A 20464-nucleotide genomic window follows, 5' to 3' on the forward strand; every position below is an offset into this window, starting at 1 on the left:
ATACGAGTGGCTTGAATTTAATGCTTACTTGTCATTCGATAGACTCAAAAGGAATCTAAAAACAATACTTGATAACGTAGGTAAGAAATTTAACATTCAATTTGTCTAATTACTTATGTGTGTAACTTTAATAACTATTTTGCAGAATAATTTATAATTTCCAATGTTGCGACTGAATAAAAATTTGATGTTCATAAAACAAAGAAATCCAAACCACATAGCAATTTGGATTTACAGAACTCTCAAAAATAGCAACCCTCATTTTGAGGATTGCACATTACGCTCTTTGGAATAATTAACCCCAATTTTCCAACCATCTTGATATACCATCGGTTGTTCAAATTGAAGAGAGTCTTTATTGAACCATATTTTAATAATCAAAATGGAAGAATCCTTTTCGATTTTATTTTCGCTAAGTATCTTAATATCTTTGATTTGTCCATTATGAGTTGCTTGATTGAGCATCAAGTTTACATATAATGGTGTTGCTTTGATTTGCTGATTAAAGGCTTTGGACAAATGAATTTTGAAATCGTAAGTTGTATCTTTTTTTACAATTCGATTGGCATTTCTAAAAATTTCAATGGCACATTCATTTATTCCCTTTTCATGGGGCAACGCACTTTTTTTCCCTCTAATCAAACTGAAAAGAAATAAGCAAGGTAAAATCAAGAAAAGAGAAAATATTTTTAGAAACCTTTTCATTGTTTTAGAATTTAATTTTTGCCAAAGAATTACGCATTAATTTTGCCTGATAACGAGACTCCATTTCTTGTTGTAATGGCGTTTTCTTGGTGGCATCTTCCATGAGCTTATCCCCTTTTTCTTTGTAATTAGTGGACTCATTCATTAAATTTATAGCAGCCGTTTGTGCTTGGATGCGTTCACCCGTACTCATTCTCAACCCTGATTTACTGATACTAAATCCACTCGGATTTGATGGATTTAATCCCACGCCAGGATATGTACCACTTGCCTGATTTAACTTTTGAGTGAGCTTGTATTGATAAGCATTATTAGCATCTTCTAAATCCCGATTTGCCTTTTTTATAATAGTCTCATACCCAGTTGGTTCAGCTTCTTCGATGACTCTTATAAATGCTTTTAGCCTCATAATTTCTTGTTGCAAAACTTCATCGGGCATACTCATATAAATAGCCGTCATTAATCCACCCATCGAACTACTAAAAACATCACCGCCAAAAATAGAACCAATATCAATACCATCATCCGTACTAAAAACATTATCTAAACTGAATGGCGAAGAATTATTAATCCTCATTGGTTTTCCGTTTGATTCATCTGAAACAGCATTACTCAATACAATTGATTGATGATATAATTCATCCGCTATTTTATAAAAGGCTAATGCAGTTTGAAATTTTTTCTTCTGCATGGTATTTTGTAATCCATAAATTTTTGCAAATTCATCTTTCTTGGCTTTTGCAAAATCATCATGGTTACTCGCCGACAATTCGGGAGAAGTGCCATCATAAAAAAAATCATACATCTGTTGTCCTCCTTGCTGGCTAACTTCTCCTTGGGAATTTTGAGATAAAATCTGGTCCAACTTATTCAAAAAAGTTAGTTGCTTATAGTAATCACTGAGTTTAGAACTGACAGCCTGATTTGTTTTCATAAAAATCGACAAATCATTAAATTTATACTTACCATCTTTACTTACCAGATTTTCAAATTCGCTAACATCCCTCAAAATTTCTTCCACTTCTTTCCCGAGACTCAGAATTGATTGCGTATTAGCCTGAGTTCGATTATTTATCTTATTCCCATTTTTCAGTTGAATAAGTTGATTTTTTGCTTTCTCCACTAAGTTTTTCAACTCCATCAATCGCTGGATTGCTGAAACATCAATACTTATTTGTGAAAATCCTGTTTTGGGAATCATTATCAAGCTGATAAAGATTAAGCCAATTTTTGCTAAATGTCTCATTATCAATGTGTTTTAAAAGTCAATATTCTTTTGGTCGCAATGTTATAACGGTTGCGAAAAGATTTTCAGACCCCCTTTCGGGGGCTAAAAACCATAGATTATGTATAATTATATGAGTATTTGAGTCAAATTTTAGTCATAATTCAGATTTTTAAGCCTAAATTCCTTTTATCATTTTTGTCTTGGTCGCAATGTTATACAGTTTCAGTCGCAATGTTATAAGGGCATATTTCTTCCAGTCGCAATCTTATAACGGTTAAGACCGATTGCGTTTTGGGTTAATTTTATGTGAAAGTCGCTATTCCGTAGTGGTGTATGCTCAGTTTTTTACAACAAAAAATACCTTGTAACCATCTTCAAGCATTATTTCTTGTGCTTTTTTCCGATTTGTTCCTGATGATAAAGCTCTTGATAAACCACGCCCTAAACTTTTCCCTGCATACGCAATTCCAGCGTAAGGAATGTATGAAAGAGCTTCGTTTGAAATATCATCAATGGCTTGTGTCGTGCCTTGTCTAACATCATTCCGAACAGGGTTGTCCCCGTCAAACGCCAAACCTTCCACCATATCTTGGTCAAGTGTCTTTAATTTCAAAGGAGTCGTTTGATTATTGATTTTAATAGAAGCAATTTCAAACGTAACTCTATTATTCCCTAAGTATGCCAAGCCTGTAACCAAAGTATTTCGAGGAACGAAATTTCCGTTAATAGTTGTCGCCTCTGTAATTCTGAAACTTACTCTTTTACCATTTTTAATCAACTGATTTCCATTCACAACGCCCGTAACATAATGTTCATTAACTTGTGGTTTTGCTGGTTGAACTTTTGAATCCGCATTTTTATTATCAGCTTTAACCGTGTTAAAGTAATCATCTATGTTTGCGGATTTGGTTTGTCCTTCATTTCCAATTGACTCTGTAATTGGTTCAGTAATTCTTGCTTTCGGTTTTGATTCCTCCAAAACCCAATCTTTTTTTTGTTTGGGTTTTCTGTTTTTGGAACGGTCAGCGATTTTTCTTTCTTCATAAGTCAGATTTTTATTAGTGGTAGGTATTATTTTCACTGAATCACGCTGACCAATTTCAGAGCGATTACTACTTGCTGGGGAACTGTCGATAATTTCATAAGATTTCTGCCAATCCATTGAAACAGGATTATCGTTCATTTTTTTCTTAATTGTTTCATCGGCACTATTCAAATGAGAATATTTTTTATTGACCTTAGAGCTGTCCTCCTTAAAAGATGGAATTGTTGGAACGGGTACTTCTTGCTTAACCGTAGCCATTTCCTGTCTTGCCTTTTCTATGGTAGTCCATGCGATAATAACTATTAGCACTATCCCCACTCCTATTGCTATTAAGCCTACTTTTCCTTGACTTAATAAAAATAATCGTTCTTTCAAACTAAGTTCTTCGGTCTTAATTTGTTTTTTTTCGGAAGGTTTTTCGGTTTCAAAAAACCCTTTTATTTTCTGGAAAATTTCCATGTTATTATAGCAAGTTTGCTGTTAATATTTTTTTGGCAGGAATGTTCATAGTGATTAATCTTGCACCTTTCCCCTCTCTGAAAACCACTTCTAAATAATCGTTTTCCGTTGCAGAGTATAACGGAATGGCATACATAAAACTTTCCATTCCCCCCGCCCCTATCATCATCGGTGCTTCAAATTCAAGCGGTTCAATTTCTTGTTGTTGTGGTGTTAATTGATTCCTTTTTTTCCGTTTTACATGGGTTTTATAAATGAATGAAACGTAATCAACTTGATAAATAATGGTAGATTGATTCGTAACCTCAAATTTCAAATAGGTTGCTTGTTGGTCATTGAAAATATTAACCAACTTCACAATTACATCACTATTTTTCTCCTTCATACTGATATTTCCCGATGCCTCTTTAAGCCTTTCCAGTGATAATTTGGGCGTTTTTCCCGTTTTGGGTTTACTATCTAATTCAACCTTTGGCAAAGCTCTAAAATCATAAAAAGGCTTATCTATTTTTTCACGATATGCTACATATCCTTTAAAAATTGTGCTTCCATATTGAATTAACATAGTAGATGGTTTTGCATATGGATTAGTTGCTTTGAGGAAAATAATTGAGCCATTTTCAATTTTTCCAATGTAGTCTTTATTGCCAATATCAAATAAACTGATTGACTCAGGCAAGATAACATACACGGTACTTTCACGACCCACCCAAATTGTGTCCACGTGCGATGAACCATGAGAATCCGAAGAATCTTGGGAAAATGCGGAAGAATGAAGGCAATTCAATAGCAAGATAAATAATAGATTTTTCATGTTTATTCGTGGATTTCTTCACGAGATTTTATGGGCGAATTGTAACCAATAAATGTAAAATTTTTCAACAGTAACCCAAATGGATTATCCTCAGACCGATAAGTTCGGATAATTTCAAACCGTGCCGCAATCGGTTTCATACTTCTTTCTTTTTGGTACAAGGCAATTTGTCTTGCATAAACAACCCCATTGTATGGTTCAATCGCTACATTTACTTGAATAGAATCTATTTCAAGGAGCGTTCTGGAATTATACTTACTGTAATTTTCCAAGACTTGACCACTTTTAAACCCTTCATAAATGGCTAAACCATCAGTTCTTTCAATCAACTTTAAACCGATATTAATACGGTCTTTGAAAGTCTCTGCATCGTGGGCAAACATCATTTGCATAAATGTTTTTACGTGATTTTTTGCCTCATAAATACTTGGTGTTTGCTCTGATTTGGCTATTGCCATCATTGTCCCATTGTCTGAAACCACAAATATTTTGTTATTCAACTTCTCGACCTCGTGGGAAAAAAATATGAACCACACAATATTTGAGATAAACAAAAGTGCTACCGCCAAAGCTGTAATGAACTTTAAGGCTTTGAAAGCCTCATTGAAATTTTGTGCAACACCTTTCATATTATTTTCCACCTTTTAGACGACTGTAAGTTTTATCATACCACTTGGACATCTGTTTTGCTTTTTGCTGACCATAAGCCGATGCTTGATTTCCTAAACCTAAGAAAGAACTTTTTGTACTTGCCATGAAACTATTACCACCACTACCACCAACATAATAAGTAGTCAAGGCAGGTATGCTAAAATACATCACAATAAATACCAGATTAATACAAACAACGTCCATCGTAAAAGCCGTACCATCTTGTGCATTACCTACCAATTGAATGATTTGCTTTTGCATAACAATTACTAAATTATCAATGATAGCAAGTGTAACCGTCCAAAGAGAAACCGACAGCCACACTTTAAACCAATGCGTAGCAATTCCAGTTAGCCCAGGAATACAGCTAAAAGCTAATGCCAAAGGTCCAACCGCAAACACAAAAGCGTATAAAATAGAACGTACCCTTTCTACAAAAAGCCTTACAATCATGGTTAAACCCTGTTCAATACACAGAACGATGTAAGTAATGAATGTTTTTCCATCGTTGAAGGGAAGCGTAAAGCCATCGGTAAAAAATGACTTTTCAAAAGTCGTTGAAGTCTTTGGATTTTGAGCCATTGCATCGGTAATGTTATTCAATGCTTGCATCACATCAGGTACTTTGCTAAAAGCACCTGTAATTGAATTAATGCCACTCGCAAGAATGGGCATTAATGTACTGTAATAAGCAACGAAAAATCCGACTGCAACACAACGCAAAATAGGCGAATAGTCAATACTTAAATCGCTACTCGTGAGATACGTTTTTGCGTAAGTCAAAAAGAAATGCAAAATGGTACAGCAGAGGATAATGCCCAAACATGGTTTCATAGCCATATCCGTAAGGGCAGCAGTTGTAAAACTGAGTTCATTATCTAAATCTTCCATGATAAATAGGTTCTTTGTTTAAGCAGTTTTTTTTTAATGATAGATGAACTTAATCTGTTTCAATAAATCCATTTTTGTCTTCAATGTATTGATTCACAGCAAATTGTATATTGCCGTTGTATCTCTTTTGAAGTGTTCTCAAATGTTCTCTTTCTAAGGGTTTTGAAGTTAGAACAGCATTCATTGCCTCAGACACCTCCAAAATATAAACCCTTGCATAATCTCCCTGTTTGATAAAGATTTCACGGTAATCCGTTGAAACTCTAATCGAGTTTATTTTATCAACTTCATGTTGCGTAAAACCCAAATATTGGGCTAACTTATCCACTTGTACTTTGTCCGTATGATTCAAAATAATTTGAGTTGCCGCATTTGCAATAATAGCAGAACCCACCGAAGACTTAATTATTTCATCAATCCCTTGCGTAATGATGCACATTGCACCATTATTTTTCCGAACCGTTCGATACATCGTTTCCACAAAATCCCCCATCGTATCGGATAACATTGACCATGCTTCATCCATGTAAAGATATTTTCGGTCTTTTGGAAATAATCTTATTTGGTCAAGTGCTAATTCCGTTATTAACATGGCGACAACTGGATATAACAGTTGATTAGATTTTATCTTTGCCATGTCAAAACAAATCAAGGTATTTGCCGAAATATCTTCAAATTCATCCGAGTTCAAAACGTCTTGGTATTGCCCATAAACAAATGGTTCAAGCACAATAAAAAACTCCTCAAAATCGAAAGAACGAGCAATTCTTTGATACTCCGCAGTATCTTTAAATTCACTCTGAAACCACTTCAAATATTCATAAAACCCCTTTATTGATGGTACATTAAAAGGCATTTTATCTTCAAAATATCGGTAATACATCGGAATTAATTTCACGAAAACGGAGCGTTCCGCTTGTGTAATTTCGCCTTTTGTTCCCTTCCAAATGACTGATAGCAAAGAAGTTAGAAAATTAACTTTGTCCCCTGTCATGTTATACCGACCATCCATGTCTCTATCAATAACAAAAGGATTAAATTTGATAGGACTCTCAGGGTCGTATTCAAAGTATTTTCCTTGTAAAGCGGACATCATAGAACGATAAGTACCGCCAACATCAATAATAATTTGTCTATTCTTACCTTCAAATCTTTGTATCATTAAACTGCCAATCGTAAACGATTTTCCAGAACCAGTTGGTCCTATCGTAATGGAATTTTGATTATTCAACTCCGTGTTAAAGAGATTGACTAATATAGGATTTCCCATTCTATCACACAATAATTCCCCTTTTTCAGCCGATTGATAACTTGTAATAAAGTTGTTGTAAGTAGCTGCATTATCTCCACTCATAAGTAACCAACGATAATTTTGGTAACTATTGGCAGGTGCGTTTGCCACAAATAAATTGGCGGAATCAATTGTTTCAATGAACGTTTCAGCCCCTGCCATTTGGCGAAATCCTGCCACTGTTCTTTGTATATATTCCTCCCTTTTTTCATCGGATAATGCCCAAATAATGACTGAAACATTTACAGAAACTAAGCTCTTATTCTCTGAACGCACTTCTTCCGTAAAATCGTCAATCTCTACCATCTTAATTTTGTTGTCCTGAGACATCAAGAAATCAAGGTTTCTATTCAATTTTTGCTCCATATCTAAGTTACTCAAAACCTTCTCCCTATCCTCAATCAAAATATTTGTAGATAATATGTGTGGATAATCCATTTGTAACCCTAAAGGATATACGTTATTTGTTTCAACTCCGTAATTAGATTTAACGGAATTAAAGACAACACTTCCTTGCCCAATCATTGAGATAATATTTGCCTGTCTTTCTCCAATACTAACTTTATCAGATTGAGCAGCAAAACTTCTATTAAATCCACCTTGATTTTTTTCAAAATCCAAATTAAAATATTGTTGGTAGAAATCCATCAAACACTCATTTTCCATTCGTTTACAATTGATTCCATAAATAGAAATCATATTGATAAATTCTTTGGTAGAATGTTCTGCCAAACTTACGGTTTTCAAAATATCCTCAAATGGATTTTTGATTAAACTCTCCCCCATCGCATAAAGCGTATTAAATGCGTTGGTTTGTACTTGCTCCTGTCTCCCGAAACTCAGAAATAAATAGCTTCTGTGATGCAGTATTTTCTTTTCATAAAACCGATTGACTGTTTTTTCTTCAAAATATTTTAATCCCCCTTTTTGGGGTAAATATTTCTTATGAAAATAACAATCTAATTTTTGTACAGCCGTTTTTAAAGGGAGCGATTTCAACGCATTAGCAAATGCTTGGTTGATGGAATCATATTCATTTCCCATCAACCTTTCCATTTCTACTGGCGAAACCTCAAATCCCACTCCCACCCTCCCATCCTTGAAAATCAATACGTTATCTTCAATAGAAAATATGGGTAAAATATCTTCAAATGTTTTTATCCTTTTTCTTATAGACATCTTTATTCAAAAAGTTAGGGTTTGTCATTACTATTTTCTTAGGTTGCTTTAAGTAAAAACTTATGGCTGAAATCAAAAACGAAGGGTGTTTTCTTTTCTCAGCAATTCGTACAACCACAAGCAAACCAATGACAATAATAAATCCAATAGTCGGTACAATCGGCGGTACAGTAATTACCATCCTCAACAGGCTCATAAAGACTGTGAGTGCCACAAACGAAACTATGACAATTCCCAATTCTTGAAATTTCATTCCAAGAATTTTCGTTGGCTTTTCGAGCGATTTTCTAACGTGCATCTTTTTTGAATAAGATTATCTGTTAAATGAACCACCATCACCGCCAATTAATCCAGCCAAGTCCTCAATCATGTAATTGAAGAAAAACCAAATGGCAACACCAATAATAAGGTAAATGAGATTGCGTACAGCACTTTGTGAATTGGTGATAAATCCAGATACCACTTTCACAATACCGATGATAAGAAGAATTCCGAAGATTGCATTCCCCACTAAATAAAGGGTATTCTTGATTTTAACAAGTGCCTGAGTAACACCTTGTTGTGCAGCAACATCATGGGAAGTCAATAAAATAATAAATAGCAGTAGGGCGGACATTACGACATTTCCTGACCTTACAAAAATAGCTTTTTGCATTGGGCATTAATCTTTAAATGGGTTGAACAAAACAAAATTATCCCTTGATAATCTTTACTCGTTAATAATTAGGGGTTCTTTTGTATGATGGTTTCTATGCAATTTTTTCGTAATGTTCTTAATGTAACGCTCTAATAATTATTATTATTTTGTGGAATTGTATTTTTTTTTAATATTTTTTTCTAAGTCTATTATTTACTCAATTACATTAATTTTTTATATTATATTCGTGTAAAAATTATGGCAGAAATAACAACAATTAATAACCGTACAGGTATAGAAGTTTTGAATGAATTTCAACAATTCGTTCAAAACCTTACGGCAAGCCTAAATGCTAAAAACCTTGAATTGAGGTTATTACAAGAGATTTTAGGCGGTTCAATCAGTAACATTCATAATAAAATTACGGGTAAACGTCAATGGACTTTTGAAGAATTAGAGAAGTTGATGGACTATTTAAAAGTAGATAAAGGCTCATATTATAATTATTTAGCACTTTTACACAGTATTGAGAGTAGAATCAAAGAATCTGGGTATAAAAATAATTTTATTCAAAAGAAAATGGGTATGGATGCTCAGGTTTTTTACCGTCGTCAAGCTAAACCTGAGCTTTGGACATTTGAAGAATTAACAGAATTATTTTCCATCATTGAGCGTTGAATTACTCAATGACGGAAAACTAACTATTCAGTAGCATCAAGGCTTGTTTTACTTTTTTAGCTTCACTATCTCCATCAATTAATCTTTCAATAAATTCTCCAATGGTCATTTTTTTACGAGTAGCAACCAATTTCACCAACTCTTTATAGTCAGGGTCAAGAGCGATGTAAAAACGTCCATCCCTCATGCTATCCATACGGGCTTCTTTGGCTTTACGCTTAACTTTTTTTCCCACGAGTTGAACTTGTTTCTCCCCCTCCCCTACTCCATCTTCTTGATTTTCAACAGGATTATTTTTAACAACCTCGATTTGAGGTTCTTCTATTATTGCCAATACAGGAGTTATATTTTCTGCCACAACAATTTCTTCTTCAACTTTCGGTGATACTATTTGAATAGCTTTATCATCCGTTTCTGAAAATTTCATTGCCGCATTTGCAGTCGCTAATACCTTATCTTTGGCAGCTCTTGACGGTCTTGCAAAACCTGTACTTTTATTATCTTTTGCCATTGCTTATTTCTTCTTTTTAGTTGAAATTTTTATTTCAAACTTTTTGATAAATTCATCAACAAACGGTTTAAAGTCTGCTTTTCCATCTTTAAAATCTAAGATTGATTTACTTGTGCTTATTTGTTGAAAGACCTTTTTATCCTTGATTGGCGTATCAAAAATGGTTATTCCTAAATCTTTTGCATATTCTGGAATGAAATCATTTTCTTTTCTACGACTTGATTTATTGAGAAAACCGAAAGAGTAAAATGGTAAATTTTCTTCCTTTCTGATTTCGCCTAAACTTTCCACGATGTTCATAAATACGCCAGTGGACATTGTGTCCGCAGTAGAAGCCACGAACGGTACAAGCATAGAATCACAAACCGCTAATACATCCACAATCATTTCATCGTTTCCCGTCATACGTGGCATATCTAAAAATATTAAGTCGTATGAATCGAAATGTTCCTCAATGACTGCTTCAATACTTTCTGGCGATGCTGAAATTACTTCAAATGGAAATACTTCAATACCTTGCTCACGTTCCATCGTTCTAAGGTCATTGATAGTTTGTTGAGCATCTGCATCAATAACTAATACTTTTTGGTTATAATCTATCGACAAAGCCCCTGCCAGCCAAAGCGTACAGCTCGTTTTACCGATTCCCCCTTTTTGATTTGCAATGCAAATAATTCTTGCCATGTTGAATAATTGTCTTGTTGAAAAGTAAAAATGTTTATTAGTCAATAAATAAATTAATCAACTTGTAAACAGTACAAATATACAAAAAGTAAAATTATTTAATAGTCAACTTGTTAATAATTTTATTTGTCAATTAGTGTATAATACAATTTGTAAATTCATTTAATAGTTTATAACTCAATTTATAAACAGGTTTATGAATTTACTATTTTACAAATTTAATTTTTTACAATACAATTTTATAAATTGTAAATTCGTTTAGTATTTGATTTGTTGTTTTGTTTACAAATTGTCTTTTATTTGCATTCTATTTTTTAGTATAAATAGTTGTCTTGTTATATTGTTGTTTTGTTTACAAATTTACAATTTAACTATTAGAAAATGAGCAGTTGGAGTTATTGGAAGTGATAAGGCGAAAAAAGTCGAAATTATAAATGTTAGGTAGATTAAAATAACGATAGTATAACAATAATAGGGAAGAGTTTATAAGTTATTTTATAGGTTAATTGTTTACAATACAACTTGTTTATTTGTAAACAGATAAATATCAAAGATTTTAATATTGAGGAGAAATGTTGGAGTCCTATTTTTTAGCAAGATGGAAGGATTTAACATGGTTAATCCTTTGATTATCAGCAACATAGTTGCTTGTTTTGGGTGTTTTTGTCGCTAAGTGCTTGATTATCAGATAGATTTTGGGTGCCAAAAAAATATAGAAATGGAAGAAAAAGAGACAAGAACTGTAATTAAAGTAGAAAAACCCTTGAAATTACGAATAGAGAAGCGTTCTAAGGAATTAGATATGTCGATGAAGGATTTTATAGCTAATTCTTGTTTGTATGTTCTAAGGTCAGGAATTGACCCAAGTAAGGTAGAAAAACAAGAAGGATTGGACAAAGAAATGGCTAAAATGAGAAGTCAAATTTTCGGGTTTATGAAAAAACAAGAAATTGATTTTGTCAAACCAATGGCACAAGCCATGCAAGAGGTAAGAATAAGGATAAATGAGATAGAAAACACCCAAAAAGCAATTCAATTACTTGCCTTTAAGAATAAAATTATGCAAGAAATACAACTTTCAGCAAGCTACAAATTAAGTAATAATGATGAAGATTTTATAAAAAATCTATCCCATAAAATGCAAATAATTTTTGATGAAGAAATTGAAAAATTTACAAATGAAATGAGATAATAATATGGTTACTCGAATATTGAAAACAAAAGAATCTGGAAATGTAGTATATGATAATAAAGGCAGTTCAGAAAGGTTAATAAATTATCTAAAACATGAAGCCAAAGAAAATAATTTGCCAGATATTTATTTCTTTAATCAGACAGAAATAAATATAAAAACTGACGATGTGTTACATAAAATTGATAATAATACTCATGGAGTAAAAGCAAGTGAATCAAAATTCTTTACATTGATAATTAGCCCAAGTCAAGATGAATTAAATCACATTAAAAATGATGAAAAAAAGTTGATTGAATACACCCAAAAAGTAATGGAAAACTATGGAAATAATTTCCAATTAAGTAACGATAAAAAGATTCAAAAAGATGATTTGGTATGGTTCGCAACCATCCATCAGGAACGTAAATTTTCGGGTACAGACGAAGCTGTAAAAGAGGGTTCTGCACGTTCGGGTATGCAAAAGCCAGGATTACAAACACACATTCACGTAATTGTGTCAAGGAGGGATGCAGAGCAGAAAATTACACTTTCGCCAGAAGGAAATCAGAAAAGGTTTTCAAAAGCTGATTGGACTTATAAGAACATCAAAGATTTTAATTTGATGTTTCAATATAGCCAACTCAAAAACTTAGAATTGGAAGAAAAAAAGCTGAGAGTAAGACTCGAACAGTGGACTAAAAACTATCCAGACATTGAGAAGGTCATTGAGACTGAAAAAGTTGTTAAAATAGCCAAAGAAAGAGGTTTTGAAGGTGGATTTTATAGAGATTTAAAGAAGATAGAGCAAAAACTTGAAAAGGGGGAGTTGATACTTAATCCATATCATATTTTAGCAGGTGATAAAACCAATCGGAAGGCTGAATATTTGGCTGAAAGAGTTGAAAATATCAGAACCAAATATAATTTATCTGATAAAGAATTTGATGCGGCTCAAATTGGGAAAATTGGAAAGGAAAAAAATTATAGCGATGAGTTCTATAAAAATTTACGGAGTATTGAGAAGGAAATTAAAGAGGGTAGGGGAGTACCACCAAATTATGTAGAAAAATTACAAATGTCCCAAGCATACAGCAATTCAATAAAAGATAAATTTTCATCTGAAAAAATCGACAATTTATTGAAAGATACAAACCAAGAAAAAATTATAAGTATTTCAAAAGAGGGCTTTGATATTGGTTATGAAGGAGATTCCCCCGAAGATTACGTGAGAAAAAAGAAACGAAAAAATAATATACACCGACCTTCGTTTAATTGATTTAGTTGTTTGAATATCAAAGTTTTACCAATAATAATTTTATGAATTCTCAAAACCAAATGGCGATTTATGGAATCGTTATTGCCCTATTTATTCTTGCTTTTGGCGAATATGCTTTACATTTTTGGCTTTTTACAAATCCTGCAAAATGGGTTATCATTGCTTTTAAATTCTACAAAAAAGGAGGAATTGGTATTAGAATTTTGTGTGTCATTTTGTATCCACTTTGTTTTACATTTCAAAATTCAACGCTTCAAATTAACAATGATACCCTACTCAAAAAGAACCATCGTAGAGATATAATCGGAACGATTGTCTTTGCCATTTCAGCTATTGCTTGGATATTTATTCATAAAAATCCGTACCCAATTTTTTTCTTTCCATTGTTATTTTTAGGAGTGCTGATTGGGGGAATTTTTTTAGGAAATTCACTGAAAATCAAACCCGAAAATCAGAAGAAAATCCCCAATGATAAACAACCCATAGAAAACCCTTATTCTTTTTCATTTGCAGGTTCAAATGGCTCATGGGTGAATGTACCCGACCCATTTAGAGGAATTTTAGTGATTGGGGCGGCGGGTTCGGGTAAATCGTATAGTGTTGCAGAACCTATCATTGAACAAACCGCTCAAAAGGGTTATTCAGGGATTATTTATGATTTCAAATTTCCTTCATTAACAGATTTTGCTTTTCAACAATACCAAAGGTCTGCTTCACAAATTGGATTCTATGTGATTAATTTTCAAGACCTTAACAAAAGCCACCGAGTTAATGCTCTTGACCCGAAATATATTCCAACAGCAGCTTACGCAGAAGAATATAGCACCGCCATTATTTCTAATTTAATGCCTGAGTCTATTCAAAAAAAGGATTTTTGGATTCGTTCATCAACCGCAATGCTCACCGCAACTATTTGGTATATGCGTAAACATCATCCCAAGTATTGTACTATTCCGCACGTGGTTAATTTAATTCTTTCCGAAGATTATAACGATTTAATCAACTTATTCAGACAAGATTATGAATGTGCCGCCATTGTGAGAAGCATAATTACAGCCATTGACCAAAAAGCTAATGAACAAATTTCGGGCGTTATTTCTACGCTCCAAATTGCATTGGCGAGAATTAACACCCAAGAAATTGCTTATGTGTTATCAGGTAATGATTTTAGTTTAGACCTTAATAATCCTCAAAATCCAAAATTGCTCTGTTTAGGAACAAGCCCATCTTTGGTAGAGGCTTTTGCTCCTTTGATTAGTTGTATTTGTACAGTCGCTCTTAAATCAATGAATCAACAAAACAAACACCACAGTTTTGTTTTGTTGGACGAAGCTCCAACGCTTTATATTCCTAAATTTGAGCAAATCCCTGCAACTGCACGGAGTAACAAAGTAGTTACAATTTTTATGGCTCAGGATTTATCTCAAATTGAGAAAAATTATGGAATGAAAGAGGCGGAAACTATCGTTTCTAACCTTAACAACCACTTTTACGGACGAGTAGCCAACATTAAAACTGCCGAAACGGTTAGTAAGATTATCGGGAAAGCAGACAAAATTATCAAGACTGAAAGTCAGGGGAGTAATAGACCCACAAGTTTATTTGAAACCAATCGTGGCTCAGGGTCAAGTAATCAAGGAATGTCAATTACGTTGCAGGAAAGACAGATTATTCATCCACAAGACGTTTTTAATTTACAAGTCGGAGAATTTATTGGCACAACAGTCGGGGCGACTAATCCTAATTTCTATACAAAATTGAGACGAGAAAAACTTAACGGTCGCAATCTTATAACGGTTAAAGGATTGCCTACAATTTCCAAAAACTACGATATTTTGTTGAATTTTAACTTGATAATTTCGGAATGTAAAGCGATTTTGAAAGGAATAGAGCTAAATTGATATTAAAAATCAGCCTATTTTGTTTTTCATGGCTAATTGTTTTGCTTTCATCTTCTCTTTCAATGTTTGATTTTCAATTACATTTACATTTTCAAATACAAAGTCATCGGGCAATTCAGCTTTTCTGACTTGAATTTTTGATTTCGTTTGAGGTGATTTTTCTTGGTCGAGTAAGGGAGGCAAAAAGTCATTTTTTTCAACTGAACTTTGATTTTTGCTTAATTCGTTTTCGAGTAATTGAACTCTCATTTTTGACTTTTCAGTTTCTTTTTGTCGGTTATGAATTTTAATTTTATTCTCTCTAACTGTTTTATTTTCAATGTTCTGAGTAATTTCTCTGTTTTTGTAAATATATCTCAGAGCATAGCTAAATCCAACGATTGCCAATAAGCAGAAAATCAATATGATGATGTAATTAAACATGAATAAATTTTTAAAGATAAACGGAAGATACTATTCAAAATTGTTTTAAACCTTACACTATATTTTCAATAAATGAAACTTACTCCAGACGGAAAACGGGATTGGAATTACTACAAAGACCGCATTGATTTTGTGGATTATGCAGAGCAACAAGGTTACGAAATCAATAATAAAAAGACCAGTCGTAGCTATGTGGTGATGCACCACACAACAAACGAAGATGTCATTATCATCTATAAAAATAAGAATACAGGTTATCAAGGCTACTTTAATCCTAATGATTCAAGGGATGAAGGTTCGGTGGTGGATTTTCAAAAATTTAGAAGCAATGGAGATTGGAAAGAAGTTTTTGCCAAATTAGACGGCTACTTGAATGAGTTACCGACTAATTATAATCCCAAAGTGAAAATAGAACCTATTGGTTCAGTTAATCGTGAACAAGCTATCCAACACGAATTTCGGTTTTTACCTCTGACGAATGTTAAATATTTGAATGATAGAGGATTGACGGACGAAACAATTTTTTCACCTGAGTTTCAGCATCGTATTTACAATAAACATTTTTACGAAAACCAACGAACGCACATTAATATTGCCTTTCCATTAAAAAATGAGACAGGCACAATTGCCGCAATCATTCGTAATGAATCTTATAATAAGATAGAAGAACCCAAAATGGATGCTTCTTGGATTAGTAATACCAAATACAAAGACGGTCAAACAGACCGCTTAATTATTTCAGAAAGCCCGATTGATAGCCTTTCTTTTCATCAATTGATGAAACCTAAAACGGATGAAAAGAGAGTTTATTTAGCCACCGCAGGAAATTTGAGTGAAACCCAACCACGCTTTATCCAATTGGCAATTGATACGCTCAAACCCCGACAAATCATTTTGGCAAATGATAATGATAATGCAGGAATCAAACAAAATCTAAATCTGATTGGTGCTTTGTCGCACCCAGATTCAGAACAAAGTCAGTATATCAAAACTCATTTGAATCTTGTCCAAAATACCCATGCTTTGTTACTGTTAAAGGTTAGCCATCCCAACCAAGAAGAAGGAGCAAAACTTTTAGAACATTTGAGTAATAAATTAACCGAAGAGATTAATAAACACACGCCATTAGGTTTAGAACCCGATGCCAAAGCCGTTGTAACTCAACACGCTAAGTTTGGTTCAGAGTTAGAAATACATTTTACCAATAACAGACAAAATTTAATTCGAGTTGAAAAAGCATTATTAGAAGTCAAAAATTTAGACCGTTTTATTACTGTTAAAAGACCCGTAAATAAGGATTTTAACGAAGATTTAAAATCTTCCGAAAAACACCGTTTAGAATCTTTATCAGAAGCCAAAAAAGAAGAGAAAATAATTGAGAATCAAGAGATTAAAACGCTGAAAATAAGAAGATAGATAGTATTTTTACAAGTACATATTTTTTCTTTTCAAGAAAAGATAGTATTTTTAAGGTATAAAAAAACCGTAGAACATTGCTCCCCAGCGTCATTCTACGGCATAACAAGTTTAATCAGAAGCAAAATGGTGCTTCTTAAATGCCCTGTAAAAATATGGAAAAAAGTGTTTCCATGCAAGCAGTTGAATTAAAAAATGGCTTGCATAGTTGGATTGACCAAGTTCGCCTTGATAGAAATTTATTTCTAAATTTGCCTGACATCAATCGTAGTTTCAATGATGATTCTACCTTAGCAAAAGATATTATTGTCTTTATGGCTCATCGCTATAAGGCTGATATTTTTGGCTATACTTCCTTTAATCTCAATGATTTTTGTACCACTATGAAGTACAAAAAACCTAATCTGAGTAAACTTCATCCTCTTTTTGAAGACCCAAATAATCGTCCACCGATGATTGAAGGATATGAGTTTAAATCAACTTTTGATTATGTGATGTATCAATTGGCAGCACAGAATGTTCCGCTTTCAAGTATTAAAAGTACCCAAATCCCCACTTTAAAGGCATTTAATGTTTCGTTTATTCAAATTATCAGTGACATTAAAATAGTCTATGATACACGAAGACCCCAAAACAAAATATACTCATTAAGTTTAGGTAGAGGGTTCATGGAGAATTTAATTAACTTTTATGTTTCTATCAGCTTGACAGATTATATTTCTGTTGCTTCAAACAAACACAGTGGTAGAATTCGTAATCTTTATGTTTATTTGGCAGGAATGTTACCCGTCTTGATTTACAATAAGAATACTGTTTTGACTCCTAATTTTGAAATGCTCTGTGGTATAGCAGGAATTGAGGATAAAGAACCCAAGCACAGAAAACAGCGATTGATTAAGTATTTGGAAACGATAAGAGCCAATACTTCTTTAAAGTTTGACCCTCAATTTATTGTAGGAAAAGACCAAAGACAAGCTTATACTATCAATTTGACATTTGATATGACGAATGTAAATGTAGAAAGTATTAAAAAGAATATGTATTTCAAGAAAATTTATGATTTATTTAGAGAAGCTTATGAAAAACGTTTCCCTGATAAACCAGATGATTTTGAAAATTTCCAAAACTGGCTTACTGATAGAGAAAATGACCAAGCTATTAAAGATAAAGTTATTCGAGATGCACACCGACAAACCTACATGAATTCTGAAAAAGATGTAAGCGAAGACCAACAATTGCAATTTATGATGTCAGAGTTTTTACAAAATTTAAAAAAATAATAAAAAGGAGGCATTGCCTCCTTTTTTGTTTTATAGCGACTTATCCACACAACCGTTATAAGATTGCGACTGAAAGTGATTTTACCGTTATAAGATTGCGACCCTGACTGTATCTACCGTTATAAGATTGCGACCTACCGTTATAAGATTGCGACTTTAGACTCAAAACCGTTATAAGATTGCGACTTACCGTTATAAGATTGCGACTTTTTGATGAAATATACCTATAACGTTATAAGATTGCGACCGTTGAAAATCACTCAATTATCCTATCAACTTACTCCAAATCGACTTTTTACGAAATTTACCGTTATAAGATTGCGACCATTTATTAAAAATATTTAATCTACTATATAATAATAATAGACTTAGGGGAAAAAAAGTCAGCCATAAATTTAAAATACACACATAAGATGTGTTTTTGTATTGTTTTTGTGAAAAAATACTTGTATCTTTATATCAGTTAAAACAAGTATTAATCATCTTAAAAACTCCCCATTTAAGAAAATGCAAAAGCAAACAAAAAAAACAGCTCCAACACAAACAAGTGTTAGTCAAGCTAACGAAAACGCTCAATTGAGCCGTAAGGATGTTCAGCAAATGGTAACAGATTTTGTTATCAGAAGATTAGAAGAAGGGGTAATTCCTTGGCAAATGCCATATCAGGGTTATTGCGTTCCACAGAATTACGTTTCTAAACGACCCTATCGAGGAATTAATACACTATTATTAGCATCGTTAAACTATGAAAACCCTTATTTCTTAACTTTTGACCAAGTAAAAGAATTAGGAGGAAAAGTTAAAAAAGGAGAAAAAGGTATTCCAGTCGTATTTTGGAAAATGTTGGAAAGTAATAAAGATACGCATATCAACCGACAAGGCGAAGAAGTAGCAGATAAAAAGCCGATGTTAAAACACTATCACGTTTTTAATGTGGCACAAACAGAGAACATTGAGTATAATTTCCCCAAGCCAATAGAGTTTAAAGAAAGTGATACCATTATTGCAGGAGAGAATATTTATCTTAATATGCCACAAAAGCCCCGATTAGAAACTTCAACCCGTGTACAAGCTTTTTATTCCCCTACTGGAGATTATCTACATATGCCAAGTAAACAATATTTTACCAGTAATCACGATTATTACGCTACCCTTTTCCACGAGTTAGTACATTCAACAGGACACAAAAGCCGTTTAGACTGGGAAGAGTTGGAAGGTATGAGTTTTTTTGGGGATGAAAATTATTCCAAAGAAGAACTAACCGCCGAGATAGGAGCAGCTTTTTTATGTGCAGAAATTAAAATTGATACCCTAAATGTACTAAATAGTTCAGCTTCTTACATTCAAAGTTGGTTACGGAAATTGAAGGATGATAAAACCCTGATATTGAAAGCATCTTCCAAAGCACAGAAAGCGGTAGATTTTATTTTAGGAGTCAGTTACGAAACAAAGCCAGTCAATGCTAATAAAATGCAACCCATAGTAGGCGATGAACAAGAAGTTCCATTTGTGAGCGAAGAAGTAGGAGACGATTTACCATTCTAATTGAACTAATTAAAAAGGGGATTACTCCCCTTTCATTCCAACCTTTTTAATTTTAAGAAATCATGGCGAAGAAAATAAAAGCCCTTTTTATAGATGTGGTCAAACAAACCGTTACATCCATCGAAATCAAAAATAAGTTTTCCGAGTATTACCCACTTCTTGAATGTCAAATCATTGAACCCATCTATTTAGAAAATAGTGATGTTATTTATATTGATGAAGAAGGATTATTATGTGAACAAGAAGGTTATTTTAGACTCAAAGGTTATCCACAAGTTTATGCTGGTCATGGGTTAGTAATTGGTACAGAGCTAAATAAACAAAATGAAAAGGATGATGGAAATTGTCTCTCAACCCTTCAAGATATTTTGAATCTTATCACATTTCTAAGACCCGATGAAGTTAGTGGAGACGACATTGAACCATTTTTTGATTTTATTCCCTACAATTAGATTTAGACGTATAAAGTAAATCGTTAATTTGAAAGGGGAAATAATCCCCTTTTAATACTTCAAAATTCTCTTTTTTAAATTAATTCAATTCTTAAACGATAATATTAAGTAATCTGTCATAATAAAAGTATATTTTTCATATCTTCGTCTATGCGTTATATCAAGCTCAATGAAGAAGAAATACAGCAACTCGTATCCATGGAGTTAGCCACGATTAGTCAACC

20 protein-coding genes are annotated in these 20464 nt (G+C 33.1%); 8 read left to right on the forward strand and 12 right to left on the reverse strand.

Annotated elements, in window-relative coordinates; genetic code table 11:
* Positions 1–258 precede the first annotated feature (258 nt).
* From VB796_RS23220 to VB796_RS23260, 9 genes are all read right to left on the reverse strand, one after another.
* Positions 259–705, reverse strand: a complete 447-nt coding sequence (locus VB796_RS23220) for a hypothetical protein (protein ID WP_323348990.1) — start codon at positions 703–705, stop codon at positions 259–261.
* 4 nt (positions 706–709) lie between these two features.
* Entirely contained in the window at positions 710–1951 is a 1242-nt protein-coding gene (locus tag VB796_RS23225) for a hypothetical protein (protein ID WP_323348991.1), read from the reverse strand.
* Positions 1952–2270: 319 nt separating this feature from the next.
* Positions 2271–3437 (reverse strand): conjugative transposon protein TraM, encoded by a 1167-nt coding sequence (gene traM, locus VB796_RS23230; protein ID WP_323348992.1) that lies wholly within the window; start codon positions 3435–3437, stop codon positions 2271–2273.
* Between the two features lie 4 nt (positions 3438–3441).
* The gene (locus VB796_RS23235) at positions 3442–4251 is read right to left on the reverse strand and encodes a DUF4138 domain-containing protein (protein ID WP_323348993.1); all 810 of its coding nucleotides are present in this window, start codon (positions 4249–4251) and stop codon (positions 3442–3444) included.
* A 2-nt stretch (positions 4252–4253) separates the two neighbouring features.
* Positions 4254–4892, reverse strand: a complete 639-nt coding sequence (locus VB796_RS23240; protein WP_323348994.1) for a hypothetical protein — start codon at positions 4890–4892, stop codon at positions 4254–4256.
* The gene (locus VB796_RS23245) at positions 4882–5793 is read right to left on the reverse strand and encodes a hypothetical protein (RefSeq protein ID WP_323348995.1); all 912 of its coding nucleotides are present in this window, start codon (positions 5791–5793) and stop codon (positions 4882–4884) included. Before VB796_RS23245 ends, VB796_RS23240 begins: the two co-directional genes overlap by 11 nt.
* A gap of 49 nt (positions 5794–5842) precedes the next feature.
* A complete protein-coding gene (locus VB796_RS23250) occupies positions 5843–8263 on the reverse strand; it encodes a TraG family conjugative transposon ATPase (protein ID WP_323348996.1) in 2421 nt (806 codons plus the stop codon).
* On the reverse strand, positions 8232–8561 hold the full coding sequence (locus VB796_RS23255) for a hypothetical protein (protein ID WP_323348997.1): 330 nt from the start codon (positions 8559–8561) through the stop codon (positions 8232–8234). The genes VB796_RS23250 and VB796_RS23255 overlap by 32 nt, the downstream gene beginning before the upstream one ends.
* Positions 8562–8576: 15 nt before the next feature.
* Positions 8577–8918 (reverse strand): hypothetical protein, encoded by a 342-nt coding sequence (locus tag VB796_RS23260; protein WP_323348998.1) that lies wholly within the window; start codon positions 8916–8918, stop codon positions 8577–8579.
* A 240-nt stretch (positions 8919–9158) separates the two neighbouring features.
* On the opposite strand from VB796_RS23260, the gene VB796_RS23265 reads away from it, so the two are divergent.
* A complete protein-coding gene (locus VB796_RS23265) occupies positions 9159–9578 on the forward strand; it encodes a hypothetical protein (RefSeq protein ID WP_323348999.1) in 420 nt (139 codons plus the stop codon).
* 19 nt (positions 9579–9597) lie between these two features.
* Here VB796_RS23265 and VB796_RS23270 read toward each other — a convergent pair whose 3' ends face one another.
* Both VB796_RS23270 and VB796_RS23275 read right to left on the reverse strand, forming a co-directional pair.
* Positions 9598–10089, reverse strand: coding sequence for a hypothetical protein (locus VB796_RS23270; RefSeq protein WP_323349000.1), 492 nt, complete (start codon positions 10087–10089; stop codon positions 9598–9600).
* Between the two features lie 3 nt (positions 10090–10092).
* On the reverse strand, positions 10093–10773 hold the full coding sequence (locus tag VB796_RS23275) for a ParA family protein (protein WP_109745144.1): 681 nt from the start codon (positions 10771–10773) through the stop codon (positions 10093–10095).
* A gap of 718 nt (positions 10774–11491) precedes the next feature.
* Between VB796_RS23275 and VB796_RS23280 the strand changes: the two genes are divergently transcribed.
* The 3 genes from VB796_RS23280 to VB796_RS23290 are packed head-to-tail and all read left to right on the forward strand — an operon-like array spanning position 11492 to position 15124.
* Complete coding sequence (locus tag VB796_RS23280) at positions 11492–11965, forward strand: BfmA/BtgA family mobilization protein (protein ID WP_323349001.1); 474 nt, start codon at positions 11492–11494, stop codon at positions 11963–11965.
* A gap of 19 nt (positions 11966–11984) precedes the next feature.
* Positions 11985–13223 (forward strand): DUF5712 family protein, encoded by a 1239-nt coding sequence (locus tag VB796_RS23285; RefSeq protein ID WP_323349002.1) that lies wholly within the window; start codon positions 11985–11987, stop codon positions 13221–13223.
* A gap of 41 nt (positions 13224–13264) precedes the next feature.
* Positions 13265–15124, forward strand: a complete 1860-nt coding sequence (locus tag VB796_RS23290) for a type IV secretory system conjugative DNA transfer family protein (protein ID WP_323349003.1) — start codon at positions 13265–13267, stop codon at positions 15122–15124.
* Between the two features lie 9 nt (positions 15125–15133).
* Here VB796_RS23290 and VB796_RS23295 read toward each other — a convergent pair whose 3' ends face one another.
* Positions 15134–15547: a hypothetical protein gene (locus VB796_RS23295; protein WP_323349004.1), complete on the reverse strand. Its 414-nt coding sequence runs from the start codon at positions 15545–15547 to the stop codon at positions 15134–15136.
* 72 nt (positions 15548–15619) lie between these two features.
* On the opposite strand from VB796_RS23295, the gene VB796_RS23300 reads away from it, so the two are divergent.
* The 4 genes from VB796_RS23300 to VB796_RS23315 all read left to right on the forward strand — a co-directional run bounded on the left by VB796_RS23300 (position 15620) and on the right by VB796_RS23315 (position 20240).
* Positions 15620–16963: a toprim domain-containing protein gene (locus tag VB796_RS23300; protein WP_323349005.1), complete on the forward strand. Its 1344-nt coding sequence runs from the start codon at positions 15620–15622 to the stop codon at positions 16961–16963.
* Positions 16964–17118: 155 nt separating this feature from the next.
* Positions 17119–18243 carry a hypothetical protein gene (locus VB796_RS23305; protein WP_323349006.1) on the forward strand — a complete coding sequence of 375 codons (1125 nt, stop codon included), beginning with the start codon at positions 17119–17121 and terminating at the stop codon, positions 18241–18243.
* A 507-nt stretch (positions 18244–18750) separates the two neighbouring features.
* Positions 18751–19788, forward strand: a complete 1038-nt coding sequence (locus VB796_RS23310) for an ArdC family protein (RefSeq protein ID WP_323349007.1) — start codon at positions 18751–18753, stop codon at positions 19786–19788.
* 62 nt (positions 19789–19850) lie between these two features.
* The gene (locus VB796_RS23315; protein WP_323349008.1) at positions 19851–20240 is read left to right on the forward strand and encodes a hypothetical protein; all 390 of its coding nucleotides are present in this window, start codon (positions 19851–19853) and stop codon (positions 20238–20240) included.
* Positions 20241–20464: the final 224 nt, after the last annotated feature.

Origin of the sequence: Arcicella sp. LKC2W (assembly GCF_034931005.1) — a bacterium.
Classification (GTDB): domain Bacteria; phylum Bacteroidota; class Bacteroidia; order Cytophagales; family Spirosomataceae; genus Arcicella.

What these genes read in the sequence shown, in the direction of transcription:
- VB796_RS23315 (WP_323349008.1), top strand. Translation starts at nt 19,851, where the DNA reads ATGGCGAAGAAAATAAAAGCCCTTTTTATAGATGTGGTCAAACAAACC.
- VB796_RS23220 (WP_323348990.1), bottom strand. Translation starts at nt 705, where the DNA reads ATGAAAAGGTTTCTAAAAATATTTTCTCTTTTCTTGATTTTACCTTGC.
- VB796_RS23260 (WP_323348998.1), bottom strand. Translation starts at nt 8,918, where the DNA reads ATGCAAAAAGCTATTTTTGTAAGGTCAGGAAATGTCGTAATGTCCGCC.
- VB796_RS23225 (WP_323348991.1), bottom strand. Translation starts at nt 1,951, where the DNA reads ATGAGACATTTAGCAAAAATTGGCTTAATCTTTATCAGCTTGATAATG.
- VB796_RS23295 (WP_323349004.1), bottom strand. Translation starts at nt 15,547, where the DNA reads ATGTTTAATTACATCATCATATTGATTTTCTGCTTATTGGCAATCGTT.
- VB796_RS23255 (WP_323348997.1), bottom strand. Translation starts at nt 8,561, where the DNA reads ATGCACGTTAGAAAATCGCTCGAAAAGCCAACGAAAATTCTTGGAATG.
- VB796_RS23245 (WP_323348995.1), bottom strand. Translation starts at nt 5,793, where the DNA reads ATGGAAGATTTAGATAATGAACTCAGTTTTACAACTGCTGCCCTTACG.
- VB796_RS23280 (WP_323349001.1), top strand. Translation starts at nt 11,492, where the DNA reads ATGGAAGAAAAAGAGACAAGAACTGTAATTAAAGTAGAAAAACCCTTG.
- VB796_RS23290 (WP_323349003.1), top strand. Translation starts at nt 13,265, where the DNA reads ATGAATTCTCAAAACCAAATGGCGATTTATGGAATCGTTATTGCCCTA.
- VB796_RS23310 (WP_323349007.1), top strand. Translation starts at nt 18,751, where the DNA reads ATGCAAAAGCAAACAAAAAAAACAGCTCCAACACAAACAAGTGTTAGT.
- VB796_RS23265 (WP_323348999.1), top strand. Translation starts at nt 9,159, where the DNA reads ATGGCAGAAATAACAACAATTAATAACCGTACAGGTATAGAAGTTTTG.
- traM (WP_323348992.1), bottom strand. Translation starts at nt 3,437, where the DNA reads ATGGAAATTTTCCAGAAAATAAAAGGGTTTTTTGAAACCGAAAAACCT.
- VB796_RS23235 (WP_323348993.1), bottom strand. Translation starts at nt 4,251, where the DNA reads ATGAAAAATCTATTATTTATCTTGCTATTGAATTGCCTTCATTCTTCC.
- VB796_RS23270 (WP_323349000.1), bottom strand. Translation starts at nt 10,089, where the DNA reads ATGGCAAAAGATAATAAAAGTACAGGTTTTGCAAGACCGTCAAGAGCT.
- VB796_RS23305 (WP_323349006.1), top strand. Translation starts at nt 17,119, where the DNA reads ATGGAAAAAAGTGTTTCCATGCAAGCAGTTGAATTAAAAAATGGCTTG.
- VB796_RS23250 (WP_323348996.1), bottom strand. Translation starts at nt 8,263, where the DNA reads ATGTCTATAAGAAAAAGGATAAAAACATTTGAAGATATTTTACCCATA.
- VB796_RS23275 (WP_109745144.1), bottom strand. Translation starts at nt 10,773, where the DNA reads ATGGCAAGAATTATTTGCATTGCAAATCAAAAAGGGGGAATCGGTAAA.
- VB796_RS23300 (WP_323349005.1), top strand. Translation starts at nt 15,620, where the DNA reads ATGAAACTTACTCCAGACGGAAAACGGGATTGGAATTACTACAAAGAC.